Raw genomic sequence first — 18433 nt, forward strand, 5'->3', positions numbered from 1 at the left:
TATGCTGCTAACGTACACTGCCGCTCAATAAGTTGAGTGATTACTCTACTCAATAGCGAGTCGGAAACTCCGGCTAAGTTAAAAAATACAGAGAAGAATAATGAAAAAGCAGATCCATTCTTTGGCCGTGACTTCATTGGCGGTCAGTTCAGCATTACTGGGTATGACGTCAACTGCGCACGCGGCGGGCTTTCAATTAGCTGAAACCTCAGCCACTGGACTTGGCCGCGCGTTTGCGGGTGAAGCTGCCATGGCTGACAATGCTGCTACACAATTTCGCAACCCTGCCATGATGACTTACCTTGAAGGCACGCAAATGACAGCTGGCGCCATCTTGGTGATGCCAAATGTCGATGTTGATGGTCATGTGACAGTTAAAGGGGTTGACTACGAAACGTCAGCTAAAGATATTGCTGGCGATGCGGTGATCCCTAACTTCTTTGTCACTCATCAACTCAATGATAAGTGGCATGTAGGTTTAGCCTTAGGCACCAACTTTGGTATGGCTACCGAATTTGATGATAGCTTTCGTGGCACTCAATTTGGTAACGAAGCCTCTATTACTGCCATCGAAATCAACCCAAACCTAGCTTATCGCATCAACGATCAGTTAAGCATAGGCGCTGGTGTGCGTATGGTTCTGGGTGAAGGCAGCATAGGCGCTAAGAGCTCAGCTGATTTAACCCTGCCACCATCATTAGGTGGGATAACTGTTCCTAAAGGCACCACCCTTAAGTATATGAAGGGCGATAATATTTCTTGGGGTTGGCAGTTAGGCGGTGCGTGGCAAATCAATGCTGATAACCGCATAGGTGTGAACTACCGTTCAGAGGTTGAACAAACGCTGGAAGGGCAAGCTCATGGTTTTGGTTTTAATCCTCTGAACCCGAGTATGACATACGATGGTTCCATGGATTTAACTTTGCCAGCCAGCGCTGAAATTGCTTCTTTCCATCAATTGACGCCGCAGTTCGCTGTGCATGCCAGTGTCAACTGGACCGATTGGAGTACATTCGACAAGTTAGAAGCCTATGTTCCTTCGCTTGAAACGCAAACTCAATTAGTGAAACAAGAAAACTGGGAAGATAGCTATCGTTTTGCTGTGGGCGCAACGTATCGTTTAGATGCTAAGTCTACTCTGCGCGCGGGTGTGGCGTATGACATGTCAGCGGTATCTGATGCTAACCGTACCATTACTATTCCAGAAATGGACCGTGTATGGTTGAGCGCAGGTTATGGCTATCAGTTCAGCAAGCAGTTTGATATGGACTTTGGTCTGACTTACATCATTGCTGATGAGTCACCAGTCAGTGAGCCGCGCTCAGGCATCAGCTCAGATAACTCTTCAGCCTTGTTTGGCGGTAGTTTCAGCGGTACTACTAGTGGCAATATCATTCTGGTGGGCGTACAGGCTAGCTACAAGTTTTAACTTGTATAGACAATTAGCGCTGTAACAAAAAGGGTGCCCATGGGCACCCTTTTGAATATTGGCTTAGCTCATTAGCTGATGTAGCTTTGGCCAGCGTACACCACGAAGTGACGCAGGGCTAACACCCCAAGAATGGTGCAGCTTGACACTGTAATCAAAAAGCCTTTAGTGTGTTTCCACGATTTTGGCGCTAAGGTCGAGGCCAGTACTGGCACAGCTAAGCCAAGACCTACCACACCTATCCAGAAGACACTTGCCCAAGTACCAGTAGTGATAGCTGCGGTCGCGGCTTTGGCGGCAGGGCCTGAGAAGTTTAAGCCCACAAACAAGAGTACCAGACACAGAGCTTCATTAAAGGCGACTGGGTATTCGATACGGTGCACTTGCTCAATACAATCAGACTCTTTTTTGCTAAAGAACAAGGTCGCAATCAAGATATTACCCGCACTACCCACAGAGAGCGCCGAGGCTAAGAACAGCGCTGGCAGTACCGCAGTATTGAGGATAGGGTAGCTAATCATGGCCGACAGTAAGAAGCCGGTATAAACCCCCACACCTAAGGCTAAGGCGAAAATCAGCTTGTTAATGCTGCCTTCTACTTGGCGGCAGACCTTAAGAACACCCGCAAGCCAAGGGGCGAAATGTAGCACTTGCTTGTCAAAGACTAAGGCTGCAAATACAAACACTAAGGGAATGTACAGCAGTAGGGCGATAACCCCCCAAGCCATGACAGAGGTGAGGTTGTAGTTCAGCAGTATGTGATAAAACTCAAACGGCTTAGTTAAGTCGAGCACTAATAACGCCATGCCAAGACAGATGGCCACCGGGCCAATCACGGCCGCCGCCTTAATGACAGGCAAGCCTTCACAGGGTAAGCCGCGGCTTTGCTTGTACCATTTAAGGCCTATGGCCACTAACATAGAACCCGCCGATAAGCCTGCCATAAACAGGTAGACAGCTATGATCCAGTTCCACACCACAGGATCGTATTGCTCCATTGAGCCCCAGATATTGTTCATGCTTGGATCCCTCCCTTACGACCAGGAATGCGATATAAACGCGGCTCAGTGCCGAGGTTAACCTTTTGCTGATAACTTGGTTTAGTGTCTAACACTTTGCGCACTTCGCTGGTGAGATCGTTAGCATCGCCAAACACTAAGGCTTGGGTTGGGCAAACAGTCACACAGGCTGGCTGCTCGCCGCGAGCCAAACGGGTATCTTTACAATAGTTACACTTATCTGGCACTCGGGTTTCAGGGTTAATGAAACGCACCTTGTACGGACAAGCGGCGACGCAATAGAGGCAACCCACGCACTTGCCTTCGTTGATTGAGACAATGCCGTTTTCATCTACATAGGCCGCGCCCGTTGGGCATACCTTAACGCAAGGGGCATTTTCACACTGCTCGCACGACACCCGATTGTACTTAAAATGCAGGTGCGGATAGTTGCCATAAGGCCCTTCAATGCGTACCTGCAGTCTTGTGACTGACTCAGGTACATTATTTTCGCTGCGACAGGCAACATTACAGGCCTGACAGCCAATGCACTTGTTTTCATCGTGCACGAGAACATAACGTTTAGTCATAGTTAACTCCGATTAAATCTTGGCTATCTTCACGCCCGTGGTATGCAGGTTCATGCCTGTAACGGGTGAAGTGACATGAGGAAGTAAGTTGCCACAATGGACACCTTTGCCTGTGGCGCGCGCCAATTCTTTGTTTTTAGAGCCAAAGCCCATGTAAGCGAAAACGGTATCGGTACGAATGCCTGGGGTGATGAGGGCATGGCCTTCTTCAGTACCGGTATCGTTATAAATGCGTATCTTGTCGCCGGTGCGAATATTGAGTAGGCCTGCGGTCAGCGGGTGGATCCACACGCCATTGTCAGACATCAAGTTAGCCAGCATAGGTACGTTTTGGCTGCCGGCGTTGGTGTGCACAGCGACCTTGCCTTGAATAAAGAACAGTTCGTCGGCCTTTTTCATGGTGACTTCACGGTAGCGAATAACGCCGCGCCCTGGGGCCATGGCTTCTACTGTGTCTGAGCTCAGCTCAATCTTGCCACTTGGGGTCTTAAACTTAAGATGACTAGCATAAGTGCCATCGCTATCCGGCACTTGAGCATTAGGGTAGGCGGCCACAAAGTCACGCACCATGCCAGGTTCGCGCAGCATTAATGGCTTACCGTAGCTAACAAAACCGTCTTGCTTAATCTTTTGCAGCAGCGCCACATCGCTATTGACTTGGAACATCTGCAGGGTGTCCATATTTTCCCAAGGGAAATACTGACCTAGGCCTAAGCCTTCACCGACTTCTTTCCAAATTTGCCAGCTTGGGCGGGTATCACCTATCGGCTCAACCACTTTTTGACGGACATAGTAAGCAGGAGTTTTACCTGACTTGTCGGCAATTTCTTCATCGCGCTCAAGGTAGGTGGACTCTGGCAGGAAGATGTCAGCATAAGCGGCACTTTCACTGATATAGATATCGCAGCACACCACAAAATCGAGCTTCTTTAAGGTCTCAACAATGCGGGCGCGATCTGTCATGGTCTGCATTGGGTTAGTGCGGCACATAACCCAGCCATGTAACTGATAAGGCACGGCTGATAAGGTCGCATCGAGAATGGTTTGATAAATACCGCCCGATGTCCACATCATGGCGTATTGCTCATCAACCATATCAATACGCTTAGCATTTGGCTTAGGCATGTCTTTCACGCCAGGCTTAGCTAACACTGGCGCAATGTTATCGCCAGCAAACTTGTTATAACTCGCGGCTTTATTGCCAAAGTACAGGCCGCCTTTACGCTCGATATTGCCAATTAACACGTTGGCGGCATACAAGGCGCGGCGCATTTCAAATTCTTCAGTGGTGAAGGACGATCTATGGCCAAAGTCGACACAAGCGTGTGGCGCCGCATCGGCATATTCATGGGTAATACGGCGAATATCTTTGGCAGGAACGTCAGAAATAGACTCAGCCCACTCAGGGGTATAAGCGCTGACTTCTTTAGCAAAGGCGTCAAAGCCAGTGACATACTGCTCCACAAAGGCTTTGTCATAGAGGTTGTCATTAATCAGCACATGACACATAGCCAAGGCTACGGCGACGTCGGTACCTGGCTTAATGGCATACCACTCATCGGCTTTATCAGCGACGATAGAGAAGCGTGGTTCAAACACCACAAGCTTGGCGCCTTTTTCCATTTGCGCATGCATCATGCCGCGGGTTTCGGACATATTGATACCTTCATAAAGGTTATGGCCGAAGTTGATTATGTATTTTGAATTGCTCAAATCACGGTTAATCTTGCTGCCTAACATGGCTTTAGCGGCAACTTCGTAACCACCTGGGCAAGTCGATGCATGAGTAAAGGTATTTGGCGTGCCAAAGGCTTTGGCTAAATGGAATAAGTGATTAGACAGTGAACCTGATTTTGATGAGAAGGCAACCGCTTCAGCGCCGTGTTGCTGCTTAATCTTATTGAGATTTTCGGTAATGATGGCATAGGCTTCATTCCACTCAATTTCTTGCCACTTGCCTTCGCCGCGCTCACCCACACGTTTAAGTGGCTTAACTATGCGCTGCTTATCATAAAGTTGGCTGTGACCCGCGCCGCCGCGAGCACACACGGCGCCGCCAAAGGCTTTGGCTTTGTCGTTGCCTAAAATCGATACGTTTTTACCGTTAACAATTCGCGCTGAAATTGGGCAGCGGGTTGAACACATTTCACAAATACTGGCGACACTGGTCGCTGAACCTGTGAGTTCGGTGCGCTCTAATGCAGCTAACGATCCTGGCAGGAAGCTTGCCAAGGCGCAAGTGGCGGTACCTGCGCCGGCACCTTTGATAAAGGTTCGCCTATCTAGTTTCATTATTATTATCCCCATGGGTGCTTGCTAAGGGTGAGCCGGTTGACTCGGCGTGTTAATAGCATTGTGGCGAGGGGACTTAAGGCTGGATATTGTGGTAAACCACATGGTGATGTTTGCTGTTATGCAATTGTGAAGCGGGTCAAAGTTTGTTTTTTGAGCAGCAGCAAAGGCTGGCTTTGTCTATTGTGGTTAACCACATATAGGTATTCATTTGCGTAAAAGTGAGCTTTGTTTGGCAGCTTGGCGCTAGGATGTGAGTTAGGTCTTAGTGATAAAGCTCATCTAACTTAAGCGTGATGGGCGTGAGGTTTTTACCAAGATTTAAGTTGCTTGTTGCGGGCGCAGACACAGCGACGCTAATAACTCGCGGTAAATCCATCCTTGGACGCTCGACGACAACATCCCTGTTGTCGACGGTTATTGGTATCGCTATGCCTGCTGCAGGAGTTGTCTGCAGTGTTAGTTTATTGCTTGGTAATCATCTGAATTTCAGCAGATTTGGTTTAGCTCTCTTTTTGTTTTTCTTTCTATTGGAAAGTTACTCTTTTTAAAAACATCACACAGATCAAAGGCGTAGCGTTAGGTTTGATTAGATAATGGCTGCTGTACTGCCTCGGCGTTTTAGTTTGAGGGTGGCGGTGCAGCCGCGCTCTTCATCGCTTCGATTGCTCAGGTTGAAACTACCTTCATGTTGCTTAACTATGTCGGAGCAAATTGCCAGTCCAAGCCCAAGACCATTGGCTTTGGTAGAGAAAAAGGTGGCCATCAGTTCATCGCTGGGTAGAGTCAGACCTGGGCCGTTATCGGTCAGGCTGAGATTTAATTGCTGCTCCAGAAATTCAAATTGCACTTCAATGTGGCCGCTATGGCCAGCAGGCATATCAGAGATGGCATCAAGGGAGTTTTTCAGTAGGTTTACCAGCACCTGCTGTATACCAACCCGATCAGCATGGATAAAAAAGGGTTCGCCTTTGACTTGGGTGTGAATGCGTACTTGTTGGCGCTCTAGCTCTAAGGTTAATAGGGTTATGCTTTCATCCACTAAGGTCAGTAAGTTCACGTCTTGCATTACAGCTTGGCGGCGTTTAAGTAAGCCGCGAATGCGATGCACTACTTCGCCGGCGCGCACCGATTGCTGGTGGATTTTTTCTAACAAGGCTAAACAAGCTTGATTATCTGGGTTATCACTGCGCTGCAAACGCATGATGCCGCCTTCGCTATAGCTAGTAATGGCGGCGATAGGCTGATTGATTTCATGGGCAAGGCCAGCGCCAATTTCACCAATAATACTGGCGCTTTGTAAGCGCTCGAGGGCAACGGCTTGTTGCTTTAGTTGGCGCTCGGTTTGTACTAAGGCTTCGCTCTTTTGGCGAAACTTATATTCAATCCATAAGTGATAAATGGTGGCTATCATAAAAATTAGTACGGCTAATATGCCCCAGTGGCGATTATCATCTAGCCAGCTTTTAACGCCATGCCAATTGGTAGTCACAGCCACTTTAGGCTGTAAATCACTAAAAAGTTTAATGACGGCGAGCTGACTAATAGGTGCCGTCCAGCCCTTGAGATTAGCGCTAATGGCGGCGGGATGGTTTTCATCCAGCGCTAGCAGCGCCGCTGTGATTTGCTGCGCTAACGCTAAGTCCACTTTTTCGCTGGCGGCAAATGACCAGTTGGGATAAAGATTGGTGGAGCATTGGCAATCAAAGCCATTAGGGCGGCTCGGATTTAAAATGCGATAGTCACTTAAGCTAATCTGGCCGCGATTGGCCATATCTTCCAAAGTACATAAAGGGGTGATGGCCGCGTCCACATTGGCATCACGCACTTGATAGATTAAAGCATCAAGCGGAAAGCCTAAAAATTTTATTTGAGCAAAATAGCTGTCTGGCTTCATCCCGAGCTTATGCATTAGCCCTACTGTCGCTTGATAGCCGCCTAAGGCTTGGCGGCCGCTGGCGGCGACTATCTTGTCTTTAAGATCATACAAGGTGCGATAGTTGCTGTCGGCGCGCACAACAATGGCTGAACCTATGGCCGAGGTGCTGCCGTTATGTTGGCGCGAGCGCATAGTGGCGAGCCATGACAGCGGATATTGCTGCGATAAAGATAAATACTGGCCAGGGTTAGTGATAATAAATTGAATATCCCCTTGGTGAAGCGCGTGATTAAGCTCTTCAAAGGAGCCCGGGTGCACCTGAAAATCCACGTTAATTAGCTGCGTTTCAAGGTATGCCATCATAGGTTGCCAGCGCTCTATGGCATCTTGATAACCCCAGTTAGCCAAAACCCCGACTTTTAAGATGACCTGCGGCGGTACTTTAGTGTTGGCCATGGCATTGCTGCTTAAAAGACTCAAAGCCAGCCATACAGCGCAGTGGCATAAGCGGGTAAATGAGCTCTTTTTGAGTGAGCGAAAAAAATAACTTACTGGCAAGGGGCGACTCTATGATGACTAATGGCCTTACCATAATTCAATCTGAGGCTAAGCCTATGTGTTTAATGTCAAAGTTTGCGGCTTTGGAGTCGCTTAATCCTTAAAACTGGGATATCACTCTCTTATTGATAAAGGATGTCTTAGTTATGCTCAGCGCTATATGGCTAGAGTGCGGCATTAGGCTGTTGAGTAACAGAATGAGGTTAGGGATGAATGCTGTGATAGCTAAGCAAGATAAATCAGCAGATGCTGGGGCGACACTTTCGGGTGAACTCTGCGCAGGCCAAGTGTATTTGGTGGATGATGATGCGGCCATTGCCGACTCGTTATGCTTCTTATTGGAAGGCTTTGGCTATCAAGTGCAATGGTTTCAAAGTGGCGACGCCTTTTTAGCGGCGGTGGATTGTCAGCAGCCGGGCTGCGTGATTTTAGATTCGCGCATGCCAGGCTTAAGCGGCCAAGATTTACACTTGTGGATGAAGCAAGCATCAAGTCCATTAGCCGTCATTTTTTTAACCGGCCATGGCGACGTACCTATGGCGGTGGATGCCTTTAAAAATGGTGCCTTTGATTTCTTTCAAAAGCCAGTGGCAGGCCATGCCTTGGCCGCGGCCATTGCAAAGGGTTTACTTCATAGTTGGCGTCAGCATAAGAAGTTATCTGCGCAGCAATTGATAGATACCCTGACTGAGCGCGAAAAAGAGATATTCCAGTTAATAGTTAATGGCTATACCAATAAGCAAATGGCCGAGAGCTTGTTTGTGGTGGTGCGCACCATAGAAGTGCATCGCGCTAAGGTGATGAAAAAATTGGCCGCCACTAATATGGCTGAACTTTTAAAACTCGCGCCCTTGCTGCATAAACGCGGCGAGTAATATGGTAATTAGTGCTGTAATTAAGACCGATAGTCAGCAAAGGCTTAAGCAGTCACTGACGGTAGAGCGCGTACTTACCTGCGCGAAAGATGAATTATCCCTAAGGCTATGGTTAAATTAGCCTAGGACTAGCTAAGCGGACAACCAGATTGACCAAGAAATTTATCCTGGCCTTAGATCAAGGAACCACCAGTTCCCGAGCCATAGTATTTGATCATGACGCTAACCTTGTGGCGGTATCTCAGCGGGAGTTTAGCCAGATTTACCCTAAGCCTGGCTGGGTTGAGCATGATCCTATGGAGATTTGGTCGTCGCAAAGCTCAGTATTGATTGAAGTATTGGCGCGGGCTGGCATTCGTAGCCGCGATATCGCCGCCATAGGCATTACTAATCAGCGCGAAACCACTGTGGTGTGGAACAAGCACACAGGTAAGCCCATCTTTAATGCCATAGTGTGGCAGTGTCGGCGCAGCAGTGATATTTGCGAGCAATTACAACAGCAAGGCTATCAAGACCTCATTCGTGAACGCACTGGCTTAGTGCTCGATCCGTATTTTTCTGCCACTAAACTTAAGTGGATTTTGGATAATGTTGAGGGCGCGCGCGCGCAAGCCGAGCAAGGTGACTTGTTATTTGGCACCATAGATACTTGGCTGCTGTGGAAGCTCACTGAAGGGGCGGTGCACGCCACCGACCCCACCAATGCCTCGCGCACTATGTTGTACAACATTCATCAGCAGTGCTGGGACCCTGAATTACTCGCCATTTTTGGTATTCCCGCCAGCATGCTGCCCAAAGTGCAAGCCTCATCGTCGGTGTTTGGCTCCACCCGCATTGGTGGTCAAGGGGTTGAAATTGCCATTGCGGGTATGGCGGGCGATCAGCAGTCGGCCCTATTTGGACAGTTATGTATTGAAAAGGGCATGGCCAAGAATACCTATGGCACTGGCTGCTTTTTACTGATGAATACTGGCCTTGATGCCGTGCAATCTCATCATGGATTGCTTACTACCATTGCCATAGGCGCCAAAGGGGAAGTGAACTATGCCCTTGAAGGCTCAGTGTTTATGGGCGGGGCGACCATTCAATGGCTGCGCGATGAGCTAGGGTTAATTCGTGATGCTCAAGATACTGAGTATTTTGCCTCAAAAGTAGCCGATACCAATGGCGTGTATTTAGTGCCGGCCTTTGTCGGTTTAGGCGCGCCTTATTGGCGACCCGATGCCCGCGGCGCATTAGTGGGGTTAACCCGCGGCGCCAATCGCAATCATATTATCCGCGCGGCGTTAGAATCCATTGCTTATCAAAGCCGCGATTTACTCGATGCCATGATCAAAGACAGTGGCTTGCCATTAAAGCAACTTAGGGTGGATGGCGGCGCAGTTGCTAATGATTTTTTAATGCAGTTTCAAGCGGATATTACTAATACTCAAGTGATCCGCCCTAAACAGACAGAAACTACTGCCATGGGCGCGGCCTTTTTAGCTGGCCTTGCGGTGGGCTTTTGGCAATCGACCAGTGAGTTAGATCATAAGGCCACGGCCGATAAGTGTTTTGCCCCCACTATTACTGAAAATAGTCGCCAGCAGCTGTATCTAGGTTGGCAGCAAGCGGTAAAACAAACCTTAAGTTAGATTTCAATATCTATATGGCCACCTTGACGCACTGGTGGGCTAGGCGATTCACTCGTGTCATCACTTGCAGTTAGCTTGCTCTTAGCGCGCGATTGATGGCGTCTATCTTGCTGGCGCCTGTCATATTGTCTTTGATTGGCTTTATCAGGCGCCGCAGACTGCGACTTAGGTGGCTGCGGCAAATCAACTAGCTTAGTTTGATGATCATCGGCGCTGCTTGGCGCCGTCTTACTTACCTCAGTTATCTGCGGCTTAGCCTTCATCACCGCAGTCACAGGCCTTGCTAACATGGCATAGAGACTATCTAGACTCATTGCGGCCTCTCTTATCTTGCCTATTTTATTATGATTAATTTCTGATGCTTAACTGGCACTCGTTAACTCTGTATCGGCCAAAGAGACGCAAGCTTGAGTCTTGTGCCGCGAATGATGATCAAACTCTAATAAAAGGGAAAATGGCATTTACCCCTAAGTTTATGGCTGGCTATCTTTCAATGATGTAATTCATCGCCAAAATCTTATGGTAGATTGCGACCACAGATTGCACTTAAGCATCTATTTTCTGGCACATTTAGCTTTTTTTAGAATTCAAAATCCCACATTTTTCCACTCGCCAAAAACATTAATGATTTGTTGCAATCTATGCCAAGGCCGCTTGGTTACTGGCTTCAAACCCCAACGGTATCCTTGACAAAACTTGCCATATATCCATAAACTTAAGTGTTGTGGGAATTTGTGGGTATTGGTGGATCTGAACACTCTATAAAGGAATAAAAATAATTGTTTCGTGGAGCGAGTTTACTCAACTTAGATGCCAAAGGTCGGGTCGCTATGCCAGTAAGGTATCGCGAGCTTTTGTGCGTTGAGAACTCTAGTGACGCGCGTGGCAAATTGGTAATAACAGTCGACATTATCTCGCCGTGTTTATTGCTTTATCCTTTAACTGAGTGGCGCAAGGTAGAAGACAAATTGATGGCCTTGTCAGATACCCAACCAGCCGAACGCGCCTTAAAGCGCTTATTACTCGGTCACGCACACGAATTGGAGTTAGATGCTAACTCCCGTTTATTAATCCCGCCAGCATTACGCCAGTATGCGCAGCTAGATAAGCAATTAACTTTGGTCGGCCAACTCAATAAATTGGAGTTGTGGGATCAAGCGCTATGGCAACAACAATTAGAGCAGGATCAGCAAGTGATCCTCAATGAACCGCTGGCGGAGAATATTCGCCTAGCGGAATTTTCACTTTAAGTGAAACTAAAAAAATAGAGAAAACCATGAGTGAATTTGCCCATTTATCAGTATTACTGCAAGAGACTGTCGACGGTCTGAATATTCGTCCTGACGGCATTTATATTGATGGCACCTTTGGCCGCGGCGGCCACTCAGCGCAAATCCTCAGCCGTTTAGGACCTAATGGCCGCTTAATCGCCATTGATAGAGATCCCCAAGCCATAGCCGCAGCGCAGCGTTTTGCTGACGATAAGCGTTTTCAAATTGTTCACGGCGGTTTTGGTCAGTTGGCCGATTATGTGGCTGAACTTGGCTTAACCGGCAAAATTGATGGGATATTGCTGGATTTAGGCGTGTCATCGCCACAGCTCGATGATGCCGATCGCGGCTTTAGTTTCTTGCGCGACGGTCCATTAGACATGCGTATGGATAACAGTCGCGGCCAAACTGCCGCCCAGTGGCTGGCCAAGGCTGAAATCGAAGATATGGCCTGGGTATTTAAGACCTATGGTGAAGAGCGTAATGGTCGCCATATCGCCCGCTGTATTGCTGCCGATCGTGACGCGACTCCCTTTGAGCGTACTAAGCAGTTAGCTGATTTGATTGCACGTATTACTAAGTCGAAAGAGCGTAATAAGCATCCTGCAACGCGGGTGTTTCAAGCCATTCGGATTTATATCAACAGCGAACTGGATCAAATCGATCAAGCCCTTGATGGCTCATTGCTGGCCTTGGCGCCTGAGGGCCGCTTGTCGATCATCAGTTTCCATTCGTTAGAAGACAGAATAGTGAAACGCTTTATTCGCCGTCATAGCCAAGGTGCGGAAGTGCCATTTGGCTTACCTGTGACTGAAGCCGAAATTAACCGTAATCGCACCTTGAAACCAGTCGGTAAGGCGCAAAAGCCATCGGAGCAAGAGTTGGAGCTGAACCCTAGAGCCCGCAGTTCTGTGCTGCGAGTCGCTGAGCGTTTGGTTAGCTGAGTTGACTATGGATAAGTTGCAGCAGAATTTACTGCGAATTGTGCTGCAAGATTTGTGGCAGCACAGATACGTAGTGATCTTAGCCTTAGTGGTACTGGTTAATGCCGTGTTTGTGGTGCTGATAAGTCATGAGAGTCGCCAGCTGATAAGCCAGTGGGATCAGCTGATGCAAAAGCGCGATCACTTAGATATTGAATGGCGCAACTTGCTGCTTGAAGAACAATCGCAAGCTGAACATAGCCGTATTACTCAGATTGCCACTAAGGAATTGCACATGAATCGACCACTGCCTCGCGAGGAAGTGGTAGTGAGGCAGCAATGAGTCGACAGGCTAAACGTAAGCAAAAACCCGAGTTAATCCAATGGCGTTTGCGAGTCGTGGTAGCGTTCGTGTTGCTATTATTTGGCTTGCTGGCGGCAAGAGCTGCCTATATCCAAGTGATTGAGCCCGATATGCTGCGCCAGCAAAGTGATATGCGTACCTTGCGTACCACAAGCCGAGAAGTGCAGCGCGGCTTAATTACCGACAGAAATGGCGATATGCTCGCGGTCAGTGTGCCTGTGCGCGCCGTGATTGCCGACCCTAAAATAGTGTTTGATCGCAATGGCTTTGCTGACATGAGACGCTGGCAAGCGCTGGCTGATGTACTGCATCTGCCTGTGGATGACCTTGTCGCTCGGGTCAAAGAAAATCCTAAACGCCGCTTTATTTATCTCGCGCGGCAAGTCACCCCAGCCGTGGGTGAATACATCAAAAACCTTAAGATTGAAGGCATTGCCCAGCGCTCTGAATCTCGCCGCTTTTATCCCGCCGGTGAAATCACAGCGCAAGTCATAGGCATTACCAATGTCGATGATATCGGGATTGAGGGGCTTGAGCGCACTTACAATGACTGGTTAACCGGTAAACCCACCAAAGAGAAAGTGCGCAAGTCGCGCGATGGTCACGTCGTTGAACTGCTTGATACTGTGCAAGAAGGTGAGCGTCCCAATGATCTAGTGCTAAGTATCGACCAGCGTATTCAGCAATTAGCCTATAGCGCCTTAAAGCGCGCCACTGAAATCAACCAAGCGACCTCAGGTTCTGCGGTGGTGATTGATGTGCATACTGGCGAAGTGCTGGCCATGGTCAATACCCCATCTTACAACCCCAATTCCCGCGAAAGCTTGCAGCCATTTAGAATGCGCAATAAAGCGCTGACAGATGCGTTTGAACCAGGTTCGACCATTAAGCCATTTGTGATGGCTGCGGCGTTAGAAGCCGGTGTGGTGAAAGATGGCGATACAGTCAACACCTCTCCTGGTTGGATGCGAATCGGTGGCCGCCAAGTGCGCGATTCTAACAATTATGGCGAAATGTCACTGGCCAAAATTCTGGTTAAATCCAGTAACGTCGGCGTGAGTAAGTTGGCGCTTGCCATGCCAGTTGAGCAGTTGCTTGGCACTTATTATGCGATGGGGCTTGGTAACTATTCCGGCATTAATTTAACTGGTGAAAGCGCAGGTCTGATTCGCGAGCAGCATAAGTGGTCTGACTTTGAGCGTGCCACCTTGTCATTTGGTTACGGTTTAACGGCAACGCCGCTGCAATTGGCGCGCATGTATGCCACCTTAGGCGCTGGCGGTGTTTTGCGACCGTTATCCATTCTTAAATTGAAAAAAGCCCCAGAAGGCGAGCAAGTATTAGACCCACATGTAGCACGTGAAGTGATGAACATGCTGGTGGGCGTGACTGAGCCTGGCGGCACAGCTAAACAAGCGCATATTGAAGGTTATCCGGTGGCGGGTAAAACCGGTACCAGTCGTAAAGCGATTGCTGGTGGCTATGGTGATGACTATGTGGCGTTGTTTGCTGGGGTCGCCCCAGTGCATAACCCTAAATTGGCCATAGCGGTCGTCTTAGATGAGCCTAAGGGCGATCGTTATTATGGCGGTGATGTGGCGGCGCCAGTATTTGCCACTGTGATGGCCGGCGCCCTACAAATGTTGAATGTTGAGCCTATTAGCTCAGAAGAAAAATTAAAATTAGTGGCTGCGGGAGGAAAAGTAGAATGATGAGTTTGACTGAACTGCTCTCTCCCTGGATGACATACCAAGGGGCGCAAAGCGTTAAGCAGTTGCAGCTAGATAGCCGCAAGGTGGAAGCGGGCGACTTATTTATTGCTGTGCCAGGTCATGTAAGTGATGGGCGCCAATACGTAGAAACTGCACTAGCCCAAGGCGCGTGCGCCGCGTTAGTGCATACCGATGATGCCAAGTTACATGGCACTCAGCATCAAGGCTCTATCTACTTTTTTGATTTAGCTAAGTATTTATCGCAACTTGCTGCGCGGCGTTATTCATTAGCGGGCAGAGCTATGCGTTTAGTGGGCGTGACTGGCACTAACGGTAAAACCTCGGTTAGCCAATTTATCGCGCAATTAACCGAAAGCTTAGGGCTGCGCGCTGCTGTGATGGGCACCTTAGGCAATGGCCATTGGGGCGAGCTGATTGATAGCGGTAATACCACAGCAGACGCTGTGACTATGATGCGCCAGTTAAGTGAATTTAGTCAGGCTGGTATAGATGTTTGCGCCATGGAAGTGTCAAGCCATGGGCTAGTGCAAGGGCGGGTGGCTGCGGTTCCTTTTGATATCGCCGTATTTACCAATTTAAGCCGCGATCACCTTGATTATCATGGTGATATGGCATCTTATGCCGCGGCAAAATTGCGTTTATTTAGTTTCCCAACGCTTAAATTCAGCGTGCTTAATCTCGATGATGCTTGCGGTGAAAACTGGCAAGAGCAAGAGTTAGCGCGCCATGTCATAGGCTACAGCCTAAAAGGCCATGCCAAGGCCGATTATCAAGTCATTAGCACTCATTATCATGATGGCGGTGTTGACGCGACAATTGCCTGGCCGGGCGGACAAGGGCAGTTAAGCTCGCCATTATTGGGTGAATTTAACTTAGCTAATTTGCTGGCGGCATTAACCTGCATGCATTTACAAGGCCATGATATGCAAGCGTTATTAGCAGCAGTGCCAAGCCTTAAGCCGGTGGCTGGGCGTATGGAGCGCTTTAATGCTGCTACAGGTCAGTGCGTAGTGGTGGATTATGCCCACACTCCTGATGCCTTAGAGCAAGCCCTTAAAGCGTTAAAAGTGCATTGCCGCGGTAAGCTGTGGTGTATTTTTGGCTGCGGCGGTGATCGTGATAAAGGTAAGCGTCCTTTAATGGCCAAGGCTGCAGAAGCGTTTGCCGACAAGGTGATGGTGACTTCTGATAATGCTCGCAGTGAAGATCCAATAGCTATCATCAGCGATGTATTAGCAGGATTTAGCGATCGCGGTGCTGTGCTAATTGAAGCCGACAGAGTTGCCGCGATTAAAAGCGTGTTTGCTAAGGCAGGACCGCAAGATTTGATCTTACTGGCCGGCAAAGGCCATGAGACCTATCAAGAATACAATGGTGTTAAACATCACTATGATGAGCGTGAGTTTGCCGCGCAATTAGTGTCAGGAGTGCAGCAATGATCCCTTTATCCGTCAGTACCTTGGCTAATGTTATCCACGGCCAGTGGCAGGGTGACGATATTGTTATCGAGCAAGTATCGACCGATAGTCGCGATTGCGGCGAACGCGGCTTATTTATCGCGCTGAAAGGTGAAAATTTTGATGCCCATGATTTTGCCCAGTCAGCCATAGACAATGGCGCTGTGGCGTTAGTGGTGGAGCGTGCCTTAGCCTTAAACGTGCCGCAAATTATTGTTGCCAATTGTCATCAAGCCTTAGGGCAGTTGGGCGCTTATATGCGCGCGCAGCAACCGCTATTAAGCTTGGCGCTCACTGGCTCTAACGGCAAAACCAGCGTCAAAGAAATGCTGGCGACCATAGCTAAGCAAAGCCACAAGGTGCTCTATACCGCGGGTAATTTTAATAATGATATCGGCGTGCCGTTAACCTTATTGCGCTTAGATCCGCAGCATCAAGTGGGGGTGTTTGAGTTGGGCGCTAATCATCCTGGCGAAATTGATTACACCTCAGGGCTAGTGCTGCCCAAAGTGGCCATGGTCAACAATGTTGCCAGTGCCCATTTAGAAGGGTTTGGCTCGTTAGCTGGGGTTGCTGCCGCCAAATCAGAAATCTTTAACCATTTAGCTGATGATGGCGTTGCCGTGATTAATCTTGATGATGATTTTCATGGCGTAATGCAGCAAGCCGCTGGCGCGCATCAACAAATTACCTTTGGCATTGAACATAAGGCTGACGTACAGGCGTTAGAGCTTGTGGCTGATAGCCTTGGTTGCTACCAGTTCGTTTTGGCCTATCAAGAGCAGCGTCACCCCATTAAGTTGTCGTTAGCTGGGCGCCATCAAGTTTCTAATGCCTTGGCTGCTACGGCTATGTCATTGGCGGCGGGTTTCACTATGGCCGATATCTTGGCGGGCTTAGCAGAGCTTGAGCCAGTTAAAGGGCGCATGCTGCCTATGACCTTAGGTCGCTTTCGAGTCATAGACGATAGTTACAACGCCAACCCTAACTCGGTGGCGGCCGCTATCAATTATTTGGCGGAAATTAATACGCAGCGCTGTTTAGTACTGGGCGATTTGGGCGAATTAGGCGACAATGCCCCCCTTTTGCACGCGCAGCTAGGCACGCTGGCTCAAGAGAAGGGAATACAAGCATTGTTTTGTACTGGCCAATTAAGTGCACACACCAGTGCTGCCTTTGGTAGTCAACATGCCTCTGATATTGAGCAGTTAGTGGTGAGTTTAATTAGTTATCTCAACCAGTTACCTAGTGATGTTACCGTATTAGTTAAAGGGTCGCGCAGCGCCAGAATGGAGCGTGTTGTTGCTGCCCTCAAAGCCGCCTTTGAGCGACAGGAGTTAGTGTAAATGCTGGTTTATCTGGCTGAATATTTAACCCAGTTTTATACCGGGTTTAACGTATTTTCGTATTTAACCTTCCGAGCCATCTTAGGTTTGCTCACTGCCATGATTTTTAGCTTGTGGTGGGGCCCTAAGATGATTGAACGTTTGCAGTTGCTGCAAATCGGTCAAGTGGTACGTAATGATGGTCCAGAATCGCATTTTAGTAAGCGCGGCACCCCAACCATGGGTGGCTTATTAATTTTGGCGGGCATTTTTATCAGCGTGCTGCTGTGGGGCGATCTTGATAGCCGTTACGTGTGGGTGATGCTGTTTGTGCTGGGCACCTTTGGCGCTATTGGCTTTATTGATGACTATCGCAAAGTGGTGCGAAAAGACACTAAAGGCTTGATTGCTAGATGGAAATACATACTGCAATCATTGGCTGCCTTAGTCATTGCTGTGTATTTGTATTTCTCTGCCAGTCATCCTGGTGAAACGCAGCTGGTACTGCCTTTCTTTAAAGACATAATGCCGCAACTTGGCTTGATGTTTATAGTGCTTGCGTATTTCACCATAGTCGGTAGCAGTAACGCGGTTAACTTAACTGATGGTCTTGATGGCTTAGCAATTGTGCCTACCGTGATGGTGGCCTCAGCATTTGCGTTAATTGCTTACCTTTCTGGTCATGCCCAGTTCTCTAGCTATTTGCATATTCCGTATTTGCCAGGCGCGGGTGAACTCGTGATTGTCTGCACCGCCATAGTCGGCGCAGGTTTAGGTTTCTTATGGTTTAACACTTACCCTGCGCAAGTATTTATGGGCGATGTCGGCTCGTTATCACTAGGCGCAGCTTTAGGTGCCATGGCCGTATTAGTGCGCCAAGAAGTGTTGCTGGTGATCATGGGCGGCGTGTTTGTCATGGAAACCTTGTCGGTGATCTTACAGGTGGGCAGTTATAAACTGCGCGGCCAACGTATTTTCCGTATGGCGCCTATTCATCACCACTATGAATTGAAAGGCTGGCCAGAACCAAGAGTGATAGTACGCTTTTGGATTATTTCCTTGTTTATGGTGCTGCTGGGTCTTGCGACTCTGAAGTTAAGGTAAC

General features: G+C 48.6%; 15 protein-coding genes. 10 read left to right on the forward strand and 5 right to left on the reverse strand.

Annotated features, from left to right (window positions below):
* Nucleotides 1–100: 100 nt before the first annotated feature.
* Nucleotides 101–1429 carry an outer membrane protein transport protein gene (locus tag FJQ87_RS02340; protein ID WP_140930323.1) on the forward strand — a complete coding sequence of 443 codons (1329 nt, stop codon included), beginning with the start codon at nt 101–103 and terminating at the stop codon, nt 1427–1429.
* A 71-nt stretch (nt 1430–1500) separates the two neighbouring features.
* Here FJQ87_RS02340 and nrfD read toward each other — a convergent pair whose 3' ends face one another.
* The 4 genes from nrfD to FJQ87_RS02360 all read right to left on the reverse strand — a co-directional run bounded on the left by nrfD (nt 1501) and on the right by FJQ87_RS02360 (nt 7644).
* A complete protein-coding gene (gene nrfD / locus FJQ87_RS02345) occupies nt 1501–2448 on the reverse strand; it encodes an NrfD/PsrC family molybdoenzyme membrane anchor subunit (protein WP_140930324.1) in 948 nt (315 codons plus the stop codon).
* Entirely contained in the window at nt 2445–3017 is a 573-nt protein-coding gene (locus tag FJQ87_RS02350; protein ID WP_140930325.1) for a 4Fe-4S dicluster domain-containing protein, read from the reverse strand. Before FJQ87_RS02350 ends, nrfD begins: the two co-directional genes overlap by 4 nt.
* Before the next feature lie 12 nt (nt 3018–3029).
* Nucleotides 3030–5324 (reverse strand): thiosulfate reductase PhsA, encoded by a 2295-nt coding sequence (gene phsA / locus FJQ87_RS02355; RefSeq protein ID WP_206194362.1) that lies wholly within the window; start codon nt 5322–5324, stop codon nt 3030–3032.
* Between the two features lie 574 nt (nt 5325–5898).
* The gene (locus tag FJQ87_RS02360) at nt 5899–7644 is read right to left on the reverse strand and encodes a sensor histidine kinase (RefSeq protein WP_140930326.1); all 1746 of its coding nucleotides are present in this window, start codon (nt 7642–7644) and stop codon (nt 5899–5901) included.
* Nucleotides 7645–7955: 311 nt separating this feature from the next.
* On the opposite strand from FJQ87_RS02360, the gene FJQ87_RS02365 reads away from it, so the two are divergent.
* Both FJQ87_RS02365 and glpK read left to right on the forward strand, forming a co-directional pair.
* Entirely contained in the window at nt 7956–8621 is a 666-nt protein-coding gene (locus FJQ87_RS02365) for a response regulator (RefSeq protein WP_140930327.1), read from the forward strand.
* Between the two features lie 149 nt (nt 8622–8770).
* The gene (gene glpK / locus FJQ87_RS02370) at nt 8771–10255 is read left to right on the forward strand and encodes a glycerol kinase GlpK (RefSeq protein ID WP_140930328.1); all 1485 of its coding nucleotides are present in this window, start codon (nt 8771–8773) and stop codon (nt 10253–10255) included.
* Here the strand turns inward: glpK and FJQ87_RS02375 are convergent.
* On the reverse strand, nt 10252–10569 hold the full coding sequence (locus tag FJQ87_RS02375; RefSeq protein WP_140930329.1) for a hypothetical protein: 318 nt from the start codon (nt 10567–10569) through the stop codon (nt 10252–10254). The genes glpK and FJQ87_RS02375 overlap by 4 nt on opposite strands.
* Before the next feature lie 465 nt (nt 10570–11034).
* Between FJQ87_RS02375 and mraZ the strand changes: the two genes are divergently transcribed.
* From mraZ to mraY, 7 genes are read left to right on the forward strand one after another with little or no spacing between them, the layout of a single operon-like run.
* Nucleotides 11035–11505 carry a division/cell wall cluster transcriptional repressor MraZ gene (gene mraZ, locus FJQ87_RS02380; protein WP_140930330.1) on the forward strand — a complete coding sequence of 157 codons (471 nt, stop codon included), beginning with the start codon at nt 11035–11037 and terminating at the stop codon, nt 11503–11505.
* Between the two features lie 26 nt (nt 11506–11531).
* On the forward strand, nt 11532–12470 hold the full coding sequence (gene rsmH / locus FJQ87_RS02385; protein ID WP_140930331.1) for a 16S rRNA (cytosine(1402)-N(4))-methyltransferase RsmH: 939 nt from the start codon (nt 11532–11534) through the stop codon (nt 12468–12470).
* Between the two features lie 7 nt (nt 12471–12477).
* Nucleotides 12478–12792: a cell division protein FtsL gene (ftsL, locus tag FJQ87_RS02390; protein WP_140930332.1), complete on the forward strand. Its 315-nt coding sequence runs from the start codon at nt 12478–12480 to the stop codon at nt 12790–12792.
* Nucleotides 12789–14525 carry a penicillin-binding transpeptidase domain-containing protein gene (locus tag FJQ87_RS02395; RefSeq protein WP_140930333.1) on the forward strand — a complete coding sequence of 579 codons (1737 nt, stop codon included), beginning with the start codon at nt 12789–12791 and terminating at the stop codon, nt 14523–14525. Before ftsL ends, FJQ87_RS02395 begins: the two co-directional genes overlap by 4 nt.
* Nucleotides 14522–15985, forward strand: coding sequence for a UDP-N-acetylmuramoyl-L-alanyl-D-glutamate--2,6-diaminopimelate ligase (gene murE, locus FJQ87_RS02400; protein WP_140930334.1), 1464 nt, complete (start codon nt 14522–14524; stop codon nt 15983–15985). The genes FJQ87_RS02395 and murE overlap by 4 nt, the downstream gene beginning before the upstream one ends.
* Nucleotides 15982–17349, forward strand: coding sequence for a UDP-N-acetylmuramoyl-tripeptide--D-alanyl-D-alanine ligase (gene murF, locus FJQ87_RS02405; RefSeq protein WP_140930335.1), 1368 nt, complete (start codon nt 15982–15984; stop codon nt 17347–17349). The genes murE and murF overlap by 4 nt, the downstream gene beginning before the upstream one ends.
* Nucleotides 17350–18432 carry a phospho-N-acetylmuramoyl-pentapeptide-transferase gene (mraY, locus tag FJQ87_RS02410; RefSeq protein ID WP_140930336.1) on the forward strand — a complete coding sequence of 361 codons (1083 nt, stop codon included), beginning with the start codon at nt 17350–17352 and terminating at the stop codon, nt 18430–18432.
* The last annotated feature ends 1 nt before the right edge of the window (nt 18433 follow it).

The sequence above is a fragment of the Shewanella sp. SNU WT4 genome (genome assembly GCF_006494715.1).
Classification (GTDB): domain Bacteria; phylum Pseudomonadota; class Gammaproteobacteria; order Enterobacterales; family Shewanellaceae; genus Shewanella.

What these genes read in the sequence shown, in the direction of transcription:
- nrfD (WP_140930324.1), bottom strand. Translation starts at nt 2,448, where the DNA reads ATGAACAATATCTGGGGCTCAATGGAGCAATACGATCCTGTGGTGTGG.
- FJQ87_RS02375 (WP_140930329.1), bottom strand. Translation starts at nt 10,569, where the DNA reads ATGAGTCTAGATAGTCTCTATGCCATGTTAGCAAGGCCTGTGACTGCG.
- FJQ87_RS02360 (WP_140930326.1), bottom strand. Translation starts at nt 7,644, where the DNA reads ATGGCCAACACTAAAGTACCGCCGCAGGTCATCTTAAAAGTCGGGGTT.
- FJQ87_RS02350 (WP_140930325.1), bottom strand. Translation starts at nt 3,017, where the DNA reads ATGACTAAACGTTATGTTCTCGTGCACGATGAAAACAAGTGCATTGGC.
- FJQ87_RS02365 (WP_140930327.1), top strand. Translation starts at nt 7,956, where the DNA reads ATGAATGCTGTGATAGCTAAGCAAGATAAATCAGCAGATGCTGGGGCG.
- FJQ87_RS02395 (WP_140930333.1), top strand. Translation starts at nt 12,789, where the DNA reads ATGAGTCGACAGGCTAAACGTAAGCAAAAACCCGAGTTAATCCAATGG.
- rsmH (WP_140930331.1), top strand. Translation starts at nt 11,532, where the DNA reads ATGAGTGAATTTGCCCATTTATCAGTATTACTGCAAGAGACTGTCGAC.
- phsA (WP_206194362.1), bottom strand. Translation starts at nt 5,324, where the DNA reads ATGGGGATAATAATAATGAAACTAGATAGGCGAACCTTTATCAAAGGT.
- murF (WP_140930335.1), top strand. Translation starts at nt 15,982, where the DNA reads ATGATCCCTTTATCCGTCAGTACCTTGGCTAATGTTATCCACGGCCAG.
- mraY (WP_140930336.1), top strand. Translation starts at nt 17,350, where the DNA reads ATGCTGGTTTATCTGGCTGAATATTTAACCCAGTTTTATACCGGGTTT.
- ftsL (WP_140930332.1), top strand. Translation starts at nt 12,478, where the DNA reads ATGGATAAGTTGCAGCAGAATTTACTGCGAATTGTGCTGCAAGATTTG.
- murE (WP_140930334.1), top strand. Translation starts at nt 14,522, where the DNA reads ATGATGAGTTTGACTGAACTGCTCTCTCCCTGGATGACATACCAAGGG.
- FJQ87_RS02340 (WP_140930323.1), top strand. Translation starts at nt 101, where the DNA reads ATGAAAAAGCAGATCCATTCTTTGGCCGTGACTTCATTGGCGGTCAGT.